This is a genomic window from Hymenobacter sp. GOD-10R (assembly GCF_035609205.1).
Taxonomy (GTDB): Bacteria; Bacteroidota; Bacteroidia; order Cytophagales; family Hymenobacteraceae; genus Hymenobacter.
On the sequence record NZ_CP141184.1, the window covers coordinates 5082579 to 5101008 of the forward strand.

General features: G+C 54.7%; 19 protein-coding genes. 6 read left to right on the plus strand and 13 right to left on the minus strand.

Features of this window, described 5'->3' with window-relative positions; all coding sequences use genetic code 11:
* Window positions 1-56: 56 nt before the first annotated feature.
* Both SD425_RS20225 and SD425_RS20230 read left to right on the plus strand, forming a co-directional pair.
* A complete protein-coding gene (locus tag SD425_RS20225) occupies window positions 57-1151 on the plus strand; it encodes a lipase family protein (protein WP_324671838.1) in 1095 nt (364 codons plus the stop codon).
* 60 nt (window positions 1152-1211) lie between these two features.
* The gene (locus SD425_RS20230; protein WP_324671839.1) at window positions 1212-1898 is read left to right on the plus strand and encodes a metallophosphoesterase; all 687 of its coding nucleotides are present in this window, start codon (window positions 1212-1214) and stop codon (window positions 1896-1898) included.
* A 97-nt stretch (window positions 1899-1995) separates the two neighbouring features.
* Here SD425_RS20230 and SD425_RS20235 read toward each other — a convergent pair whose 3' ends face one another.
* The 5 genes from SD425_RS20235 to SD425_RS20255 all read right to left on the minus strand — a co-directional run bounded on the left by SD425_RS20235 (window position 1996) and on the right by SD425_RS20255 (window position 5649).
* On the minus strand, window positions 1996-2424 hold the full coding sequence (locus SD425_RS20235; protein ID WP_324671840.1) for a hypothetical protein: 429 nt from the start codon (window positions 2422-2424) through the stop codon (window positions 1996-1998).
* A 126-nt stretch (window positions 2425-2550) separates the two neighbouring features.
* A complete protein-coding gene (locus SD425_RS20240; RefSeq protein WP_324671841.1) occupies window positions 2551-3432 on the minus strand; it encodes a sterol desaturase family protein in 882 nt (293 codons plus the stop codon).
* 57 nt (window positions 3433-3489) lie between these two features.
* Complete coding sequence (locus tag SD425_RS20245; RefSeq protein WP_324671843.1) at window positions 3490-4500, minus strand: pectinesterase family protein; 1011 nt, start codon at window positions 4498-4500, stop codon at window positions 3490-3492.
* 92 nt (window positions 4501-4592) lie between these two features.
* Entirely contained in the window at window positions 4593-5051 is a 459-nt protein-coding gene (locus SD425_RS20250; protein WP_324671844.1) for a nuclear transport factor 2 family protein, read from the minus strand.
* A gap of 85 nt (window positions 5052-5136) precedes the next feature.
* Window positions 5137-5649 (minus strand): YMGG-like glycine zipper-containing protein, encoded by a 513-nt coding sequence (locus tag SD425_RS20255; protein WP_324671845.1) that lies wholly within the window; start codon window positions 5647-5649, stop codon window positions 5137-5139.
* A 354-nt stretch (window positions 5650-6003) separates the two neighbouring features.
* Between SD425_RS20255 and dinB the strand changes: the two genes are divergently transcribed.
* From dinB to SD425_RS20270, 3 genes are all read left to right on the plus strand, one after another.
* Window positions 6004-7044: a DNA polymerase IV gene (gene dinB, locus SD425_RS20260; protein WP_324671846.1), complete on the plus strand. Its 1041-nt coding sequence runs from the start codon at window positions 6004-6006 to the stop codon at window positions 7042-7044.
* Between the two features lie 87 nt (window positions 7045-7131).
* Entirely contained in the window at window positions 7132-7962 is an 831-nt protein-coding gene (locus SD425_RS20265) for a maleylpyruvate isomerase N-terminal domain-containing protein (RefSeq protein WP_324671847.1), read from the plus strand.
* Between the two features lie 141 nt (window positions 7963-8103).
* Complete coding sequence (locus tag SD425_RS20270) at window positions 8104-8631, plus strand: hypothetical protein (RefSeq protein WP_324671848.1); 528 nt, start codon at window positions 8104-8106, stop codon at window positions 8629-8631.
* A 215-nt stretch (window positions 8632-8846) separates the two neighbouring features.
* On the opposite strand, the gene SD425_RS20275 is transcribed toward SD425_RS20270, so the two are convergent.
* The 8 genes from SD425_RS20275 to SD425_RS20305 all read right to left on the minus strand — a co-directional run bounded on the left by SD425_RS20275 (window position 8847) and on the right by SD425_RS20305 (window position 16907).
* Window positions 8847-9677, minus strand: a complete 831-nt coding sequence (locus SD425_RS20275; RefSeq protein ID WP_324671849.1) for an enoyl-ACP reductase FabI — start codon at window positions 9675-9677, stop codon at window positions 8847-8849.
* Window positions 9678-9802: 125 nt separating this feature from the next.
* Complete coding sequence (gene recN, locus SD425_RS20280; protein WP_324671851.1) at window positions 9803-11476, minus strand: DNA repair protein RecN; 1674 nt, start codon at window positions 11474-11476, stop codon at window positions 9803-9805.
* Window positions 11477-11643: 167 nt separating this feature from the next.
* Complete coding sequence (locus SD425_RS20285) at window positions 11644-12558, minus strand: DUF4835 family protein (protein ID WP_324671852.1); 915 nt, start codon at window positions 12556-12558, stop codon at window positions 11644-11646.
* On the minus strand, window positions 12551-13201 hold the full coding sequence (locus SD425_RS30040) for a phosphopantothenoylcysteine decarboxylase (protein WP_416381008.1): 651 nt from the start codon (window positions 13199-13201) through the stop codon (window positions 12551-12553). Before SD425_RS30040 ends, SD425_RS20285 begins: the two co-directional genes overlap by 8 nt.
* Window positions 13202-13308: 107 nt before the next feature.
* The gene (locus SD425_RS30045; RefSeq protein WP_416381009.1) at window positions 13309-13857 is read right to left on the minus strand and encodes a flavoprotein; all 549 of its coding nucleotides are present in this window, start codon (window positions 13855-13857) and stop codon (window positions 13309-13311) included.
* A 15-nt stretch (window positions 13858-13872) separates the two neighbouring features.
* Window positions 13873-14229, minus strand: coding sequence for a DNA-directed RNA polymerase subunit omega (locus SD425_RS20295; protein WP_324671853.1), 357 nt, complete (start codon window positions 14227-14229; stop codon window positions 13873-13875).
* A 123-nt stretch (window positions 14230-14352) separates the two neighbouring features.
* Window positions 14353-15183 (minus strand): outer membrane protein assembly factor BamD, encoded by an 831-nt coding sequence (locus SD425_RS20300; protein WP_324671854.1) that lies wholly within the window; start codon window positions 15181-15183, stop codon window positions 14353-14355.
* A 56-nt stretch (window positions 15184-15239) separates the two neighbouring features.
* Complete coding sequence (locus SD425_RS20305; protein WP_324671855.1) at window positions 15240-16907, minus strand: OstA-like protein; 1668 nt, start codon at window positions 16905-16907, stop codon at window positions 15240-15242.
* A gap of 153 nt (window positions 16908-17060) precedes the next feature.
* Here SD425_RS20305 and tilS point away from each other — a divergent pair, with 153 nt between their 5' ends.
* The gene (gene tilS, locus SD425_RS20310) at window positions 17061-18395 is read left to right on the plus strand and encodes a tRNA lysidine(34) synthetase TilS (protein ID WP_324671856.1); all 1335 of its coding nucleotides are present in this window, start codon (window positions 17061-17063) and stop codon (window positions 18393-18395) included.
* Window positions 18396-18430: the final 35 nt, after the last annotated feature.

Genomic DNA, 18430 nt, shown 5'->3' on the forward strand with positions numbered 1-18430 from the left:
TTGCGTAGCTTGACAGCAGCTTAGCGCGTACAGCTCTCTGCTTGATGTTACGTTTTATGAAACAGATCTTTCTCGTGAGTTGGCTGGTGCTGACGATGGCCCTAGGTGTTCAGGCTCGCCCCTTGCACCCGGGTTTCGACAAGGCCGAATACTTGGAGCTGCTGCGCCTGCACGCCCGCATTGCCGACACGGCATTTTTCGGCCAAATTCCGCGCCCCACTCGCTTTCGGATGGTGTACCGCTCGCCGATCCTCGGCCTCGATAATCGGTGGGATTTATGGACCAGTCCTGACTCGGTAGCCGTGCTGAGCATTCGGGGCACGACGGCCAACTCCGTGAGCTGGCTCGAAAACTTCTACGCAGCCATGCTGCCAGCCAAGGGCGAGCTGAAGCTTTCCGCCACCCGCACGTTCTCCTACGAGCTGTCGACGCACCCGCAAGCGGCCGTGCACGCGGGCTGGCTGCTAGGCATGGCGTTTCTGGCCGATAACATCGTGCACAAGGTGGATTCGTGCTACCAGCGCGGCATCCGCGACTTTGTGGTGATGGGTCACAGCCAGGGTGGCGGCATTGCCTACCTGCTCACCTCGCACTTGCGTGCCTTGCAGCGGCAGCAAAAAATACCCGCCGATATCCGGCTGAAAACCTATTGCAGTGCGGGTCCCAAGCCAGGCAACTTATACTACGCCTACGACTACGAAGCGCAGGCCCAGAGCGCCACCGGTAGCTGGGCCCTCGACGTGGTAAACTCCGCCGACTGGGTGCCAGAGGTGCCCATTTCCATCCAGACCATTCGGGACTTCAACACGACCAATCCATTTACCAATGCCAAGGAAGCCATTGGCAAACAGAAGCTGCCGCAGCGCCTCGTGCTTAGCTATCTGTACCGTCAGTTGGAGCGCCCCACCCGCAAGGCCCAGCGTGCCTACCAAAAATACCTAGGTACGGTGGTGGGCAAGCGCGTGGCCAAGCAGCTGGAAGGATACCAGCCGGCACCGTATTACCCGAGCAGCAACTATGTGCGCACGGGCACAATGATCGTATTATATGCCGATGCGGCTTACCGGCAACGGTATCCGGACGTAAAAGGCAAAATCTTTCAGCATCACCTGTTTGAACCTTACTATTACCTAGCGCAAAAACTACCCTAATCGGTGGTTTGGGTTGTGCTGGTTTCCTCCCATCACCTTCTACTTTTTGCGGCAACACCTATGGAAACGTACGTTGTAGGCGATATTCACGGCGCTTTTCGTGCCTTGGAGCAAGTATTGGAGCGCAGCCCTTTCCGGCCGGGCATCGATCGGCTGGTGCAAATCGGGGACGTGTCGGACGGCTGGACCGAAACGCCGGAATGTGTGGAACGGCTGCTAACCATCCCAAACAGCATCTGGCTGCAAGGCAACCACGATTCGTGGACTACCGATTGGATGGCGACCCAGCCCGCGTTTGAGGATATCGAGTACATCTGGTACAGGCAAGGCGGGCAAGCAACCTACGAAGCGTATCAGTGCTTTGAGCCAGAGGTGACGCAGCGCCACTACCAGGAGTTTTTCAGCAAGCAGCTTCCCTACTTTCTCGACGAGTATGACAACCTCTACGTACACGGCGGCTACGACCCCGAAGAACCCATTGAAGATCAAGATCCTTACGACCTAATCTGGAACCGCACGCTATGGAGCACGGGCGAAATCGCCCACGGCTACGCGGCTTGCTTCATTGGCCACACGCCCACGTGGCCCGAGAGCATATTGCCCGTGCAGCGCTCCAACGTGTGGAACATAGATCAGGGGGCCGCTTATGGTGGTTGCCTCACGATGATGAACGCGCGCACCAAAAAGTTTGTGCAGAGCGATATTGTGCAGACGCTGTACCCAGGCGTGAAAGGCCGCGGCGGCTGAGTGCCTGTCTATCAGTTCGCGCCCGGCGAGGTATCTGGTGTGTCTGCTAAAGCAGCTAAATCAGATACCTCACCGGGCTCAAAACTGACGAAGCGGGCTAGCTTACGGTAGGTGGGTTAGGATTCGGGTTGGGCGGACCGCCGGCCAACTGGCTCACCATATCATCGAGGATGGCTTTGCCGTAGCCAATACGGTGTGCGTACTCCATACACAAACCGTATTCGCGGGCGTCGATTTGCCCGTCTTGCAGCATCATCTGCACCAGGGTTTGCAGCTCCAGCGTACGCTGAATGCCTTCCGCCGGCACGATAAAGCTGAGCACGCCAATGTTATCGGCAATGGGCATTACCTCTTCCGGCTTGAGACCTAGCCTATCACCGATCTGTACTAGAAAATCACTTTCATCCTGGGTTAGCACGCTATCGGCGGCGGCGAGCAGCACTAGGTTCTGAAAAAAAGCTAGCTTCTTTTGCTGCGTGTTTAATACGTCTTCGAGAGAATGTTGCTCTGGCATCGTTTTGGGCATTTTGTCTGAGGGTACACGCCCTGCTGGGAGGGTGGCTTATTTGAACGCGGCCTTCCGCGGAAGGTTATTACCTAGCTAGGTAGTGTCGAGCTAGGCTTTCGTTGACTATATGCTAAGCTTCGCCGCTTACTCTGCCAGCTGACTTACTGCGCCAGGCTGTGACGCTCGCTCCGGTTCGGAGCCATCGGGGCGCGCCCATGGGCGGTGCGGGGCCAAGGGCAGCTCCAACAGGTGCATCACGGTTTCCTCCGCCGGATCAGGGTATGCCGGCACGCCGATGGTTAGCTCCTGCTGCGGCACGTTGAGGCGCAACGTCTGGTGGAGCCGGTCCCAGAGCGTGAGCACGACGCCGAAGTTACTCTGCGTCTCGCGGTGCACTACGGAATGGTGAATGCCATGCGCACGCGGCGTTACCATGATGCGCGCCAGTGCTCGCTCTACAGCAATTGGCAGGCCCCAGTTGGAGTGGTGAAAGGCGGTACAAGCTTCAAAAACAGCTTCGTAGGCGAGCAACGTGCTCGGCCGCACGCCTACCAGCGCCGGTACGCCGCCCCGGTATGGAATGCTAGCTAGCATCTCCCCCGCATGAAACCGCCAACCCGTACTGAGGTCCATATCTAGGTCGATGTGGTGTACGCGGTGGAAGCGCCACAAGAAGGGCGCGTGCAGCAGCCGATGCCAAGAGTAGGATACATAATCGAGCACGAGTAACTCCGCCAGCACGCGAACGGGCGCTGGTAAGTTGAGCCGATACAGGCCCCAACGATGGCGAGCAGCTACCTGCGTCAGGCCGACCATCGCGGGCAACAAAGTCAGACGCATTCCTACCAGCGAAGGAGCGGCTAGGCCCACATTGACTGGCCATCGCTCGGCGCGTGGGCGCGTACGGCGGCGCAACGGCCGCATAACCTCACCCACGAACACGGCCACGCCGACAGCCAGCAGTACCGGCGTAGCCCACCGGTCGAACCGGCGCAGCAGAGTAGAAATACTAGGGGATGCAGCCATAAGCTAGGTCAACTAAGGCTCTACGTACGTGGAGCCGCGCCATTTGGCTGACCTAGGCTATTTCTTCGCCGGGTCCCAGGGCACAGGGCCCGAAAAAACTTGCTTCAACGTGTATTGTTTGGCTTCTTTTGCGGTGAGCTGATGTGACCAAGGCACCCGGCTTTGCGGCTTGGCCCCTGGCCCTGTCGACTTGTATTCGGCGTAGTAGGCTGTTTTTTCGCTCTCGGGCTTGCTCCAGTTGTGCCAGCCTGCCGGCACGATGTGGCCGCCTATTTCCGTGCGCAAATACACCACCCGCGCACTCGGCCGCCACGGCCGACCTAGGTATACCTGGGTAGCCCGCGTCGTGTCAGCCGTCAGCTTGCAATCCAGAAACACAAATCCGTAGGGGTGCCCCGCCGGCGTGGAAGCAGCCGTGATGTAGGAGTTTTTCTTGCTGTAAATCGTGCAATGGTCGAACACGGCCGTACTGGAACCGAAGATAAAGTCGGTGGTGCCTTCGATATAGCAGTCTTGGTAGTACTGGCGGCTGTTATCGGTGGCGAGGAACAGCACATCTTGGTTGCCCACCATACGGCAGTTCTTAAACACACAGCGGTCGGCTTCTACGTGCAACGCCACGGCTTGCCCAGCCGTGTAGCCAGCCGTATTTTCGAAGGTGATGTTTTCGGCCCTGAAGTCGTTGCCCTGCACCAGCACCGAGTGTGAAGTATAGGTATTGATGTCGCCCTTGCCAGTGTGGTCATCATAGGTGATGATGGTGTTGTTTTTGTCCTCTCCTAGGAGTGAAATGTGCGTTTTTAGCGCGGGCACCACCAGCTTTTCGCGGTAAGTCCCTTTTTTCACCCGGATGACCACTTGTGTCTGAACTTGGTTGGGCACGGCATTCACGGCCTCCTGCACCGTACGATACGTGCCGGAGCCATCTTGCGCCACAATAATGGGACCAGTGGGTGCGGCCTCTTGCGCCTGTGCGGCACTACCAGCGATGAGCAGTAAGCTCCACAGCAACAGCACGTTCTTATACTTCATCTCCTTCAGGAAAAACATAACCAATCCGATAGCCAAAAAGCGGGGGCTAGGTCAGAAGCACCTTGAGCAGCGCTTCTGACCTAGCCCCCGAAAGTAGAATCTAGCTACCAGATCGTGGCTATGCTAGGCTATTGATTTTTGGCTTGCACCGGCAAATCTTCTAATTGCGCGTAGCTTAGCTTCCACGCGCCATCGGCACCTTTTTTCCATAGCAGAATGAAGTTGCCTTCGCCAAATCCTTGTGGTTCACTAGGAGCCGAAGGAAGCACATCGACGGAGAACGTACCAGCTTCGTACGCCGTGTGGGTATCAGCCTCGGAGCTTACAATGCTGGTTTTCAGATTGGTAATAGTACCTAAGGTAGCTTTCACCCATTTATCGGTTATTTCCGACTTGCCGCTAAAGTGGGTTTCCCCTTGTAAGAACTGGGCATCGTCGGCTAGCAAGGCAGTTACCTTGTCGGCGTCTTTGTTGTTCCAAGCCTGAATAAACTGCTGATTTAGGTCTTGCACGTTTACCTTTTCAGCGGAACCAGAGCACGAGGCGAGCAAAACAGTAGCGCACAGGGCACTAACAAAAGCTTTCATGAGAGTGGGGTAGTGAGAGGATATTGAGCGACATAAAAAGCCCAAGCAGATGCGCCTGGGCTTTCAAGACGAAGGCAGCTAGGTCTTACCAGCTTTTTCTTCTGTACTCGGAAGTAGAATAAGCCGTCGAACGGTTGCCGTACGATGGGTTCGGCAGATACGCGGCGCCGCTTTTGGCGTCGTAGAGGGCGGCGGCATTCACGGCCGCAAGGCTAGCTGCTGGCACAGTAGACGGCGCGGCAGCGGCTTTCACCCGGCTGGCTTCCTGACGAGCTAGCTCCGCACGACGGTTGGCCGCCGCAACGCGAGCCGCCGCAGCCCGGTTGGCGGCGGCAATGCGCGCCGCTTCTTTGTTCTTGTTGTCTTTGTGCTTACCTATCGCATAGCCGGCCGCCCCTCCTACTACGCCGCCAACGGCGCCACCAACGGCCCGATTGCGCTTGTTAATGACGGCTCCGGTAATGGCACCAGCACCTAAGCCGATAACCGTACCTTTAGCTTGCGGGCTCCAGCGTTTCCTTTCTTGGGCCTGAGCAGCTTGGCCAAATAACAGTGAAAGCACCAATACCAAGCTCATCAGCTGACTGATCTTTTTCATGGCGATGTTTATTTAGTTCAATAAAATCCTACAATAGGAACAATTATGGAGTGCAATCATCTTGCCATAACACCAAAGCAACTGTTCTGCTTTCCTAAACGCAATGCATTCAAAAAAGTTGATATTAATATTTACAACCACCCTTGTTTAATACAAGGAATAGCCAGCTATTCACCCATAAAACGCAGTATAACACTATAGTACACTTCCGTTGAACCAGCCCAGCAATCGTTTAAAATCTTCTCGCGCGTCCTGCTTACAGGTCAACGATCGAGCTAGCTCTTGTATCTTTGTTGAGTGCTAACAGCAGAGTTGAACGAGCAGGAAAGACCGCGCAAAATCATCCACCTGGACATGGACGCCTTCTACGCGTCGGTGGAACAGCGCGACGACCCCGCTTTGCGTGGCCGCCCATTGGCCGTTGGCGGTGCCCGCGAACGGGGGGTGGTGGCCGCTGCCAGCTACGAAGCCCGGCAGTTTGGCGTGCGCTCAGCCATGTCGGCGGCGGTAGCTCGGCGCTTGTGCCCGGATCTGTTGTTTGTGCCGCCTCGTTTTGAGGTGTACAAGGCTGTTTCGCGGCAGATTCACACCATTTTCGCCGAATACACACGCCTTATCGAGCCTTTGTCGCTGGATGAAGCCTATCTGGATGTGACTAATAACCTGCAGAATATTCCGTCTGCTACGCGCATAGCCACCCAAATTCGGGCTCGTATCCTGCAAGACACGCAACTAACGGCTTCCGCCGGTATTTCTTATAACAAGTTCCTAGCGAAGCTAGCTTCCGACTACCGCAAGCCCAACGGCCAGTTTGTAATCCTGCCGCACGAGGGCCTAGCTTTTGTGGAGCAGCTAGAGGTCGGACAATTTCATGGTGTGGGCAAGGTAACAGCGGCCAAGATGAACCAGCTGGGCATCCGCACCGGCTGGGATTTGCGCCAGCAATCGGAGGCTTTTCTGCGGCAGCACTTCGGCAAAGCGGGCTCTTATTACTACACCATTGCGCGCGCCATCGACCATCGGCCTGTTGTAGCCGACCGTATTCGGAAATCTATTGGTACCGAGACGACATTTCCGCACGACCTAGCCACGCTGCCAGAGCTAGCCGAGGCTTTACAGCCTTGCGTAGAGAAGGTGTGGAACTACTGCGAACGAACGAATTTGCGCGGCCGCACGCTCACGCTGAAAGTGAAATATGCTGACTTTCAGCAAATCACGCGCAGCCGCAGTTTCCTAGCTCCGTTATGCGATCAAATCCAATTCGAGCGGATTAGCCAAGAGTTACTATCGGCCTTATTCCCGCTGCCGCAAGGTGTACGCTTGATCGGAGTAGCTTTATCCAACCTAGATACAGCAGCCGAATCGGTAAGCCGGCAACTTGCTTTAGATTTTTAGCACCCTCGCTGGGTAGGCGTCTACTTCGTTGCGTTCGATCACAACGTTCTTATAGTTTTGCTGCGCACCTAGCTTTCTGAAACTCTTATGCCAGAGCCACCTATCAACGTAGTGCCTTTGCTTCCGCAGCTCGATGAAAAGCTCATGGCGCTGTTAAAGTCGCTTACGCCGGAAGATTGGCAGCGCCAAACCATTGCCAAGCTGTGGAAGGTTAAAGATGTAGTGGCGCACTTGCTTGATGGCAACCTCCGGGTGCTGTCAATGCTGCGCGACCACTACACCGGGGAAGCTCCCCCGCCTATTCACTCTTACCAGGACTTGGTCGATTTCCTGAATGGCCTCAATGCTGACTGGGTGAAAGCCATGAAGCGCGTCAGCCCTGGCCTGCTCATCCTGCTGCATGAAGCAACGGGCCAGCCGTTCTGCGATTATTACGCCTCGTTGGATCCGTTTGCTCTGTCGCCCTTCTCGGTGGCGTGGACGGGCGAAAGCGAAAGCCAGAACTGGATGCATATTGCCCGCGAATACACTGAGAAGTGGTTACACCAGCAACAAATTCGCGATGCTGTCCAACAGCCGGGGCTCATGACACGCGAGTTTTTCTATCCGTTCATCAACATCTTCATGCGCGGCTTGCCCCACACGTATCGCGCCGTAGACGCTGAAACTGCTACCATTGTGCAACTCACCATTCCGACCGAAATCGGCGGCTCTTGGTACTTGCAGAAAGCCGAGAGCGGTTGGGCATTTACCGAAGCGTCTCCTAATGTGGCAACCGAAGTGGTCGTTCCGCCGGATGTTGCTTGGCGTTTGTTCTCGAAGAGCCTTCGGCCGGACCATGTGCGCGAGCAGGTAGAAATTCGAGGCAATCAACAGCTCGGCGAAGTAGCGCTTCAGATGGTTTCGGTGATGGCCTAGGTGCTTGAAAGCAAAAAGCCTAGCTAGGTTTTTGATGATTTGCCTGCATTATAAAGTAAGCTGCGCATTGGTGCTCCTCCTTTTGGAAAACAGGAGATGACTATTCTGCAGAACAGTTGATGTTACCTTATTCTTTCTTTTATGAAAATCCCACTAGTAGTCCTACTTAGTGTCAATATACTATTCGTCCAATGCCACAAAAAGCACGATCCCACCCCGCTCGAGCAACTCCCACCCGCTACGCAGACGGGGGCCGAGACGTTCGGGTGCCTGCTCAATGGGCAAGCTTGGAAGCCGAAAGGGTTTAACGGCACAGGAAACTACTCCGTGGACTATGATCCGGGCTACCAAGGCGGTACCCTCAACATTTTCACCTACCGCTTGGAGCAGAAGGGCGACCAACATATTGTCCTCTATTCCGACAGCCTGACCCGTGTAGGCATCTATCCGCTCACTCGGCGTCACCATTCCGGCGCCTTATTCAGCGATGAGAAGACGGGGTGCGAATTCCTGCAAGATGGTCCGCAGTACCAGGCAGGTGCACTCACCATTACCCGACTGGACCTCACCGCTGGAATCATCGCGGGCACCTTCCACTTCAAGTTATATCAGCCCGGCTGTGACTCGGTGATTATCACGGAGGGGCGCTTTGACAAGAAACTCTTCTAAGTTCCTCTTTTCTACTTACTCTTCTTGCTAATTGCTTCACGTTATGATAAATTCTAACGTGCATAATCCGCCTAATAGTTTAGCCTTCAAATTCTATATCAACTGGCCCAGCTCCTAATACAAACGACCTGCCTCTCCAGTGGAGACAGGTCGTTTGTATTTGTTAGAAGTCGTAAGTACCCGTGCTACGTGCCCACGATGTAACAAAAACCTATCTAAACGTTCTGCTTGGTCACGGCAGTAATAGCTTCCACGATTTCCTCCGAAATACCCGTGGTGCTGAAGCCGCCATCGTGCATGAGGTTTTGCATGGTCACGTAGCGGGTCAGGTCGGAGAAGAGGCTGATGCAGTAGTCAGCGCAAGCCTCGGCGGATGCGTTGCCAAGCGGCGACATTTTGTTGGCGTACTCGAAGAAAGCATCGAAGCCAGAAATACCAGTGCCCGCCGTGGTTTTCGTAGGCGACTGGCTTACGGTGTTCACGCGCACTTTCTTCAGCTTACCGAGACGCTGTCCGTAGCTGCGGGCAATGCTTTCGAGCATCGCCTTTGCCTGCGACATATCGGTGTAGTCGAGGAATGCACGCTGAGAGGCGATATACGACAAGCCAACCACGGAAGCCCACTCGTTGAAAGCGTCTTGCTTCTCGGCCACGGCTAGCATTTTGTGAAACGATAGCGCCGAAATATCCAGCGTCTTCTGGAACCAGTCGTAGTTCAGCTCACCGTAGTGCTTGCCCTTCCGGATGTTGGGGCTCATACCGATGCTGTGCAGTACGAAATCTAGCTTACCCCCTAGCTGCTCCTGCGCACCGGAGAAAAGCTTCTCCAGGTCTTCCACCGATGTGGCATCGGCCGGGATGATAGGCGCATTGCATTGCTCCGCGAGCTTGTTGATTTCGCCCATCCGCATGGCGAGGGGCGCATTCGTCAGCACGATGCGGGCGCCTTCTTCGTGGGCTTTGAGTGCCACTTTCCAGGCAATGGATTCTTCGTTCAGGGCGCCGGAGATAATGCCGACTTTGCCAGCGAGTAGGTTATTAGACATGAAAGCGGTGTTTTGATATTGGAACTACAAAGGAGGCAAAAAAAAGTCATTCCGAGCAGGATAAGGTTCTGTGAGCCGCAGCCCAGCAGATTCCTTCCCTACTCGGAATGACAGGTTTGTTTTTGCTAGGCTGCCAGCAGCTCGCCGCCCATTGCCAACAGTTCGCGGGCGCTTTGGAAAGCGTTTTCGCTGGGGTTAGCCCCGGATATCATCTGCGCTATTTCGCGGATGCGTTCCTCCTCCGACAACTTGCGGATGCGACTAACGGTGCGGTCGGCCCGATCTTCCTTGTACACGAAGTAGTGCGCGTCGCCGGCCGCAGCCATTTGCGGCAAGTGCGAAATAGCTACGAGCTGGTGCTTCTTCGCCATCTGTTGCATCATGCGACCCACTTTTACCGCAATTTCGCCCGAGATACCCGTATCGATTTCATCAAATACGATAGTTGGCAGCGCCGTCTTATCGGCGAGCATATACTTGATGCACAGCATCAAACGCGAGAACTCACCACCCGATGCCGCCTTGCTCAGTGTTTGCGGCTGCGCGCCTTTATTGGCAGTAAACAGAATGCTGATAACGTCGGTACCGCTGGCGGCGGGCTGACCCGTGCTGTGCTGCACCACGATGCGTGAGTGCGGCATACCTAGGTCAGCGAGCAGCGAGCACAACTCTTTCGAGAACAGCGGAAACGCTTTCTGCCGATTCTCCGAAAGCTTAGCGGCTTGGCGTTTTACCGTGGCTAGGGCGCCCTCCGTGTCTTTACGCAGGCGGGCAATTTCTTTATCTAGGTTGAACACCGACCCAACCTTCTGGCGCAGTTCGTCGCGCACCTGAACCAACGCCTCCAGGTCGCGGACCTGGTGCTTGCGTTGCAGGTTGTAAATCACATTGAGGCGTGTCTGCAACTCATCGATACGAGTTGGGTCACCTTCGGTGCGACGCTCGGCGGCTTCTACCTCGTCGGCAATGTCGTGCAACTCGATCAAGCAGCTGTCGAGACGCTCTTTCAGACCTTTAAACGAATCGGCGTACGTGGCAATTTGCCCAAGCAACGTTGCCGCCTCCTTCATGCTGCCGGTGGCGCAATACTCGCTTTCACTCAGGCTTTGGTAGGCTTGGCTGAGTTTGTACTTGATTTCCTCGGCGTGCTCCAGCTGCTTGATTTCCTGCTCTAGCTCTTCTTGATTTTCGTTGTCGAGGCGGGCATCTTCTAGCTCACTCAGCAGAAAGCTATTGTAGTCTAGCTCCTTATTAGCCTGCGCCACCTGATCTTCCAACGACTTCAAGTCGGCTTCTAGCTTGCGGTACTGCCGAAAGGCATTGCCGTAGTGTGCCCGTGTGGGCACGAGGCCCGCGTACAGGTCAAGCAGGTTGAGTTGAAACACGGCATCCCCCAGCAGCAGCGTATCGTGCTGCGAGTGAATGTCCATGAGATTTGCCCCGATTTTCCGGAGGGTATCGAGCGTCACCGGTGTGTCATTCACGAAGGCCCGCGACTTCCCCGTCGGGCTAATCTCGCGGCGCAGGATGCACTGTGTGTCATAGTCGAGGTCCTCGGCCTCGAAGATGTCTTGCAGTTGGTAATCGGAGATGTTGAACTGGCCTTCGATTACGCACTTGCGCTCGGTGTGGAACAGCATGCGCGAGTCAGCGCGGTTGCCGAGCAGCAGGCCAATGGCACCTAGCATGATCGACTTACCGGCGCCCGTTTCGCCAGTAATGATATTGAGCAGCGCCGACGGCCGGAGCTCAAGTTGCTCGATAAGAGCGTAGTTCTGAATACGAAGATCGACGAGCATAAGGAGCCAAAATAGAAGATCAGAGCCCCAAAAGAGGCTGAATACTGGCTTACCCGACGGCTAGTGAGCCGCCCGTTATCTACAAATCTACTAAGTGATTTAGTTTACTGCTAATTATTTTATGCTAAACCTTGCCTGCCGTTCAAAATAGCTGTTTTCTGTAACGATCAGGGCTGCCGCAAGATAGTTTGGTATTTCGCCACGTTGGTCGGGTCAATCTCCGACATAATGCCGATTACTTGCTGCTTCTGCTGAGCGTCTTGGCTTGTGCGGAAGATGTTGGCAATTTCATCGGACTTGGTCTCGAAGAAGAATCGAGCTAGCATCGTGCCGGGCCGGCGCACTACGGCTTGCTGCAAGCCTTGGATGGCCGCAAACACACTGGCCCGCGCGTCATCTGGCTTGGTGATGAACACGTCCAAACCCTGCCGATAATAGGCATAGAAACCGGTGCGGAACGCTTCAAAAATTGGGTCCTGCAAATTATTGATCAACCAATAGCGGTTGCGCTGGTCGGCGTCTTTCCAAGATGGATCTTGTTCGCTCGTGTTGTTTTGCGAAGCTGCGTTGAGCATGATCGTCCGGGCTCGGTCATAGTACGGTGACCCACCTAGCTTGGAAAAGCTGTCCTGGTCCATCCCGACGATGATGTACGCGTAGAAAGCTAGCAGCGACGACAGGTTTGAAACGAAGGTATTCTCGGAATAATCGAGTGGATTTTGGGGTGAGTAATTGAAAATCCAGTTAGGGTCGGAGAAGGAAAGTAAATTGGTTTCGTACCCAGTGCCATACACTGGCCGAGTGGATATAATGCGGACTGTTGCCCGGTACGTACCCGTCTGCGGAATCTCCCTAATACCTACGAAGAAACGGCACCGAATCCGCTCCTCTGGCCGATACTCCTGGTTGGTCCAGTGACGCGTGTTCAGGAAGGTTTTTATGTCATTCTGGAGTTGCGTTACGAGCTGGCGGTCGGAAATGGTCACGTTTTCGGTAGTAACCGTTACTTCGGCTTGCAACTCCTGCGCCTGACCTAGGTAGCTGATCAACAGCAGCAACGGCAACAACAAAAACTTACGCATGATGAGGGAGGCGAGCAAGGATGGTGCGGACAATGTCTTCAGCAACGGCGGCTTTCGGCTTCAATTCAAAGATAGTCATTTGCCCGTCGGCCTCCAGCAGCGTCACTTTGTTTGTGTCGTGGCGAAAACCAGCGCCAGGATCACGCAAGGAGTTCAGCACAATCAGATCAAAGTTCTTCCGAGCTAGCTTCTCGCGGGCATTCACTTCTTCGTTATTAGTCTCCAACGCAAAACCTACAGAAAATTGTTCGGCCCGCTTCGTACGGCCTAACGTGGCAGCGATATCCACGTTCTTCACGAGCTCCAATGTGAGCGTGTCGCCTTCCTTTTTGATCTTATTGGCGGCTACTTCGCGGGGTTTGTAGTCCGCAACGGCCGCGGCAAACACCCAAACATCTGTCGTCGGTGCGGCAGCGGCGGCAGCTGCATACATCTGGTCGGCCGTATCTACCCGCACCGTTCTGATAGCTGGATGCGCTGGGTCAGCTAGGTTCGTTGGCCCGCTCACCAAAGTTACTTCTGCGTCAGTAGCAGCAAAGGCTTCGGCTAACGCATAGCCCATTTTGCCCGTGCTATGGTTGCCGATGAAGCGCACCGGGTCAATGGGTTCGTACGTGGGCCCAGCGGTGATGAGGACGCGCATGTTGTAAACCTAGGTTTGTAGGAACGCGCCACGGCGCGTTCAATCGTTGAATGAAATCGGTGGTCTTGGTTGGAAGGCGCAAACCACGAACGCGCCAGGGCGCGCTCCTACGGGAAGAACTTTTCCAACTCTGCCACAATCTCTTCCGGCTCTAGCATACGACCAGGCCCCGACAATCCGCTGGCTAGCTCACCGGCTGGCGATTCCCAAATGTGATTGCCATACGATCGTAGACGAGCGAAATTCTGGGTGACTGCTGGGTGCGCATACATATCCAAATCCATCGCTGGTGCCAGAAACACCGGGCAACGAGCCGACAAATACACAGCATCAAGGAGCGAATCGCACAGGCCGTTGGCCAGGTGCCCAATGGTGTTAGCGCTGGCTGGTGCTACTACCAAGGCATCGGCCCAAAGACCTAGGTGCACGTGGTTGTGCCACTCACCAGCAACTTCGTCCTTCAGGAAACCAGTCAGTACGGGCTTCTTGGAAAGCGTACCAAGGGTAAGTGGCGTAACAAAAGCCGAGGCCGAGGCAGTCAGAATGACTTGCACCTCAGCCTCGGCTTTTATAAGCAGTCGTACGAGCGCAGCCGATTTATAAGCGGCAATGCTACCACATACTCCCAGCAGAATCTTGCGGCCTTGCAGCGGCATTGCAGCAGCTAACGACTACTCGGTAGCGCGGGTGAAACCCGTTTGCTCAGGGCCAGTTACTTCATCGGGGGTGTTGAAGTACACCTTGCCTTCCAAAAACTCTTCTACTGCTAGGTTGGTGGGCTTTGGCAGACGCTCGTAGTGCTTCGAAATTTCGATTTGCTCGCGGTTTTCGAACACCTCTTCTAGGTTGTCGACAGTAGTAGCAAACTCAGCTAGCTTGCTGTTGAGCTCCTCTTTCAGCTTCACCGAAATCTGGTTGGCGCGCTTCGAGATAATGGCAATAGACTCGTACACGTTGCCGGTATCATTAGCGAAGTCAGCCATGTTGCGCGTCACGATAGAAGCAGGAACGTTGTTCGGAGTTTTCATGGGATAGTTAATTTAAATTGTTGTTTGTTGAATGACCAAATGGCTGATTGACTGGAAAACAGATAGTCGACTACTTATCAATCAACTCTTTAATCATCCAATCGTTCAGCTATTCAATCATTTTCACTGATTCGCTGCCGTGGATTTGGCTTCCTTCATCTTCGCTAGCTGATCACGGCTTTGATCGTACATGTTTTCAGCTGCTTTCAGGTTACGGCTCTGCGGATAGGTATCGATGAAAGCCTGGTAAAAGGCAACAGCTTCCAAATACCGCTCCCGTTGTTTTTCTTCTACGCTTTCCTTGGCTAGGTTATACTGCGCGCTCAGCTTTAGGAAAGCGGCTTGCTCGTTGTAGCTAGAGGCTGGATACTGCTGCTGAAAAGACGTTAGGGCCACCACAGCTGATTGGTAGTAGCGGACGTTATAATACAGCTCAGCACTCTGAAACGCCTTGTTCTCCAGCTTCTTCTGCAGCTCCTGCGTCATGTTATCGGCTTCCTGCTTGTACTTGCTTTCCGGATACCGGGTCACGAACTCCTGAATCGACTCGATGGCCGAATAGGTATTGGTTTGGTCTAGCTCGTAGTTAGGCGAGTCGCGGAACAGAGACTTAGCGTGCAGCAGCGTAGCCTCCTCCGTGTACTGGGAGTTTGGATACGTATCGTAAAACGACTTGAAATAATAAGCCGCTAGCGTGTAGTTGCGCTGCTTGTAGTTGGTGTTGGCGAAGTAAAACTGGGCCTTCTCTGCCTCTGGCCGGCCTTTCAGCACCGGGATAAGTTCTTCGAGCAGCGTACCGGACTTGAAGTAGTCGCCACTCTCGTAGTATTTGATGGCTGCTTCGTACTTCGCATTCACGTCGGAGCTCTTGAGTAGCTTTTGATAGCCCGAGCAAGAGCCAAGAACTAACGTACTCAGCAGCAGAAGAAAGAATATCGGACGGGAAGTCAGCATAAGGGGGACAAAGATAACAGATGGTAAAACCGAATCAAAGGCTGCGCGTCAGATAGCTAACGGGCAGCGGGCGGACGAGCAGGCGCTTTGGCCGGGGTTGGCTTGGCACCGGGTGCTTTGGGCGTCGTTGCTTTCTTCGAGTTGGTGGTTTTGGCTTTCGATTTCGTTTTCGACTTCGCTTTGGGCTTTGGCTTGACAGGCAACGCGAAATGTTTGCCTAACACCTGACGGCGCGTAGGTCGTTCCGTTGCGCGCCACGCAAACCCTTTCAGCTTCGCATCTTCGGGCTTGAGTTCTGGCGGCGGGATAAAGCTAGCATCGGGGTTCGTCAGGAAGGAAATACTTTGCAGCTTGCTCTCGGCAAAACGCATGGCCATGTTTGCGCTTAAGGCTTTATTTACGCCCGACACGACTGTGTCGCCCTCAAGAGCATAGTAGAGGCTCTCCGCGTTGCCAAGCACGTCCACTTTTTTCAATTTATTTTCGGCGAAGTAGGCCACCATGTTGCGGCCTCGCACTTGATTGAAGTTGAGCAAGGTATCTTGGCCTACTACAAACGAGTTGGCGTAGAGCCTGATCTGGTCAATCTTACTCCGCCGCTGCCGCACTTCCATGCTATCCGCCGTCAACTGGTTTTTATCAGCCCACAGAATAGGGTTGCGGTTCAAGTAGATGATAGAATCTTGGCGGTCGTAGGTGAGCGAATCGCACAAGCCCTGCATCGTGCCCCGGAAGATCTTCACCTTACGGTAAGCGTAGAGCACGCTTTTCACACCTGGTTGGGGCTGCTTCGGCTCTATGCTCAGCAAGGTATCTGCGGCTAGGTACATGGTATCCTTCCCCGAGATGTTGCGCAACACGGGCTGACTGCCATATACTTTGGTGCGACCTAGGTTGCGCCAGTAGCGGCCCACGTCGCCGCGAATCACCAAGTTGTCCTTCTTCGACGTCATGGACACGTGGCCCGTGGCTAAGCCATATTCGGTGTTCTGGTCGTAGGTGAGCTTGTCACCACCAAGCAGATACTCCGGCGTTTCGATCTTCGCGTTGCGCTGAAAGTTAGCTAGCTTGGTAATGGTGTTGTAGGTACCATTTTCGGCATAAAGCGTCCGTTGGAGCTTGTCTTTCATACGCGTCGGCCCGAAGAAGTAAGTCACCTTCGAAACCGTGTTGTATTGCAGCGTATCGCTGTTGATTTCGTTGCTCTTCGTGACGACGTGCACGTTGCGCCGAAAACTAAAGACCTTGGACGTGGTATTATAATACCCAAACTGACTGTCGAGCGTATTCTCGGGGTCAACGATGTGGCCGCCGGTGTTGTAGTAAGCTAGGTTCGTGCTCAGATCGTAGTCGAGGGCGGGAGTGGTGAGCGTCATGCTCGGGTCGCGCATCACTACGTTGCCTGTCATACGGGCTTTGCGCGTATCGCCGTCGTACGTACCTCGGTCACCGGTGATGGTCACGGTATCATTCTGAATGATACGCACATTGCTGAAGGCTTCCAGCGCATTGCGTTCGGTATATTGGTAAGCCGAGTCGCAGTAAAGCAGCGTAGTACCTTGGCGGAAGCTTACGTTGCCGATTAGCTTTCGAATAGTAACACCGTTGAAGGAACCACCAATTAGCTCGGCGGCCGTCAGCAGTTCAATACGCTGGCCTTTGGGCGGGATAGCCGGGCGCGGAACGGGCCGCTGTTGGGCCATGCCTAGCACAGGCAAAAGCACAACTAGAAGAAGATAAAGTGACTTACGGAATGGCATTTGGGCGCAAAGGTACGGAAGGCCGACTGGTAACGCCCATCTTTGTATTGTAGTGTCCTCGCCCTACGCGAAGTAATCCGGATTGCAGCGGCAGGCTGCGCCAGAATCAACCTATCTATGCTCGACCAAGTTCGCCAATTTATTGAAGAGCACCAGCTCTTCTCCCCTACCACCGATCCATTACTCGTGGCCGTGAGCGGCGGCATCGATTCCGTTGCCCTCGCGGACGTGCTGCACAAGCTAGGTGTACAGTTCGCCATTGCTCACTGCCACTTCGGCCTCCGCGGCGAAGAAGCCGATGCGGATGAGGACTTTGTGCGCAAGCTGGCCAAAAAGTACGACGTGCCCTACTTCGCCGAGTTCTTCCAAACCAAAGCTTTTGCGGAAGAAGAAGGCATTTCAACTCAGATGGCTGCGCGCGTGCTGCGCTACGAGTGGTTTGAGCGGCTGCGGCAGACGCAGCAACTCAGCTATATTGCCACCGCTCACCACCAGCGCGACGCCGCCGAAACCATGCTCTTGAATCTCACGCACGGCACGGGGCTAGCGGGCTTGCACGGCATTCCAGCCAAGAACGGCTACATCGTGCGCCCTTTGCTAGGTATCGGCAAGGAAGAATTGTTCGACTACGTGGTTGAGCGCCGGCTTACGTGGCGTGAAGATTCTTCTAACGATAGCACCACCTACCAGCGCAACCGCCTTCGCCACGACGTGATGCCCGTGCTGCGCGACATCAACCCCAACCTCGACCAAACGTTGCAATACACCGCCGAGCGCGTGGGCGGCGCCGAGGAAATCGTGCGGCGCTATGTAGCGGACACGGCCGCTCAAGCACAAACAGTAGAAGATGAGGTAACTTACCTCAGCATTGTGAGGCTGCAAGCCACCGCCGCCGTCGCGCTGGTGCTGCACGAACTGTTGCGGCCTTTCAACTTCTCGTACTTGGTAGTGAAAGACATTGTCGCCGCTTTTAAAGCTCCGGCCGGCCGGCAGTTTGAGTCGCCCACGCATACGTTGGTGAAAGACCGCGACCAGCTGGTTATCACGCGTAAAAACCTAGCTCGCTTCGGCACGCATCAGCTGATGGTTGGGCAACCGGAACTTATCGCCGATGGCTTGCGCCTGACGGCTACGTTGCGCGAAGCGGAAGGCTTCACCATACCGCGTGGTCGCAATGAAACTGCCCTCGATGCCGACCGCCTTCAGTTTCCGCTGACGGTGCGCCGCTGGCAAGATGGCGACTGGTTTATGCCGATTGGCATGAAAGGAAAGAAGAAGCTATCCGACTTTCTGATCGACCAAAAAGTACCGCTGAACCTAAAAGAGGATGTGCGGGTGCTGGTCAACGCCGATGGCCGTATTGCCTGGGTTATCGGGCATCGCCCCGATGAACGCTATAAAGTAACACCGGAAACGGAGCAAGTGCTGGTTTTGCGCGCGAGCAAAGCATAAGGCTCTAGCTTTTTGTACGTTGCCGCTCAGCTTGT

Bases quoted from the DNA above. Each gene is read 5' to 3' on its own strand.
- SD425_RS20225 (WP_324671838.1), top strand. From the start codon at position 57: ATGAAACAGATCTTTCTCGTGAGTTGGCTGGTGCTGACGATGGCCCTA.
- SD425_RS20230 (WP_324671839.1), top strand. From the start codon at position 1,212: ATGGAAACGTACGTTGTAGGCGATATTCACGGCGCTTTTCGTGCCTTG.
- SD425_RS20235 (WP_324671840.1), bottom strand. From the start codon at position 2,424: ATGCCCAAAACGATGCCAGAGCAACATTCTCTCGAAGACGTATTAAAC.
- SD425_RS20240 (WP_324671841.1), bottom strand. From the start codon at position 3,432: ATGGCTGCATCCCCTAGTATTTCTACTCTGCTGCGCCGGTTCGACCGG.
- SD425_RS20250 (WP_324671844.1), bottom strand. From the start codon at position 5,051: ATGAAAGCTTTTGTTAGTGCCCTGTGCGCTACTGTTTTGCTCGCCTCG.
- SD425_RS20255 (WP_324671845.1), bottom strand. From the start codon at position 5,649: ATGAAAAAGATCAGTCAGCTGATGAGCTTGGTATTGGTGCTTTCACTG.
- dinB (WP_324671846.1), top strand. From the start codon at position 6,004: ATGGACGCCTTCTACGCGTCGGTGGAACAGCGCGACGACCCCGCTTTG.
- SD425_RS20265 (WP_324671847.1), top strand. From the start codon at position 7,132: ATGCCAGAGCCACCTATCAACGTAGTGCCTTTGCTTCCGCAGCTCGAT.
- SD425_RS20270 (WP_324671848.1), top strand. From the start codon at position 8,104: ATGAAAATCCCACTAGTAGTCCTACTTAGTGTCAATATACTATTCGTC.
- SD425_RS20275 (WP_324671849.1), bottom strand. From the start codon at position 9,677: ATGTCTAATAACCTACTCGCTGGCAAAGTCGGCATTATCTCCGGCGCC.
- recN (WP_324671851.1), bottom strand. From the start codon at position 11,476: ATGCTCGTCGATCTTCGTATTCAGAACTACGCTCTTATCGAGCAACTT.
- SD425_RS20285 (WP_324671852.1), bottom strand. From the start codon at position 12,558: ATGCGTAAGTTTTTGTTGTTGCCGTTGCTGCTGTTGATCAGCTACCTA.
- SD425_RS30040 (WP_416381008.1), bottom strand. From the start codon at position 13,201: ATGCGCGTCCTCATCACCGCTGGGCCCACGTACGAACCCATTGACCCG.
- SD425_RS30045 (WP_416381009.1), bottom strand. From the start codon at position 13,857: ATGCCGCTGCAAGGCCGCAAGATTCTGCTGGGAGTATGTGGTAGCATT.
- SD425_RS20295 (WP_324671853.1), bottom strand. From the start codon at position 14,229: ATGAAAACTCCGAACAACGTTCCTGCTTCTATCGTGACGCGCAACATG.
- SD425_RS20300 (WP_324671854.1), bottom strand. From the start codon at position 15,183: ATGCTGACTTCCCGTCCGATATTCTTTCTTCTGCTGCTGAGTACGTTA.
- tilS (WP_324671856.1), top strand. From the start codon at position 17,061: ATGCTCGACCAAGTTCGCCAATTTATTGAAGAGCACCAGCTCTTCTCC.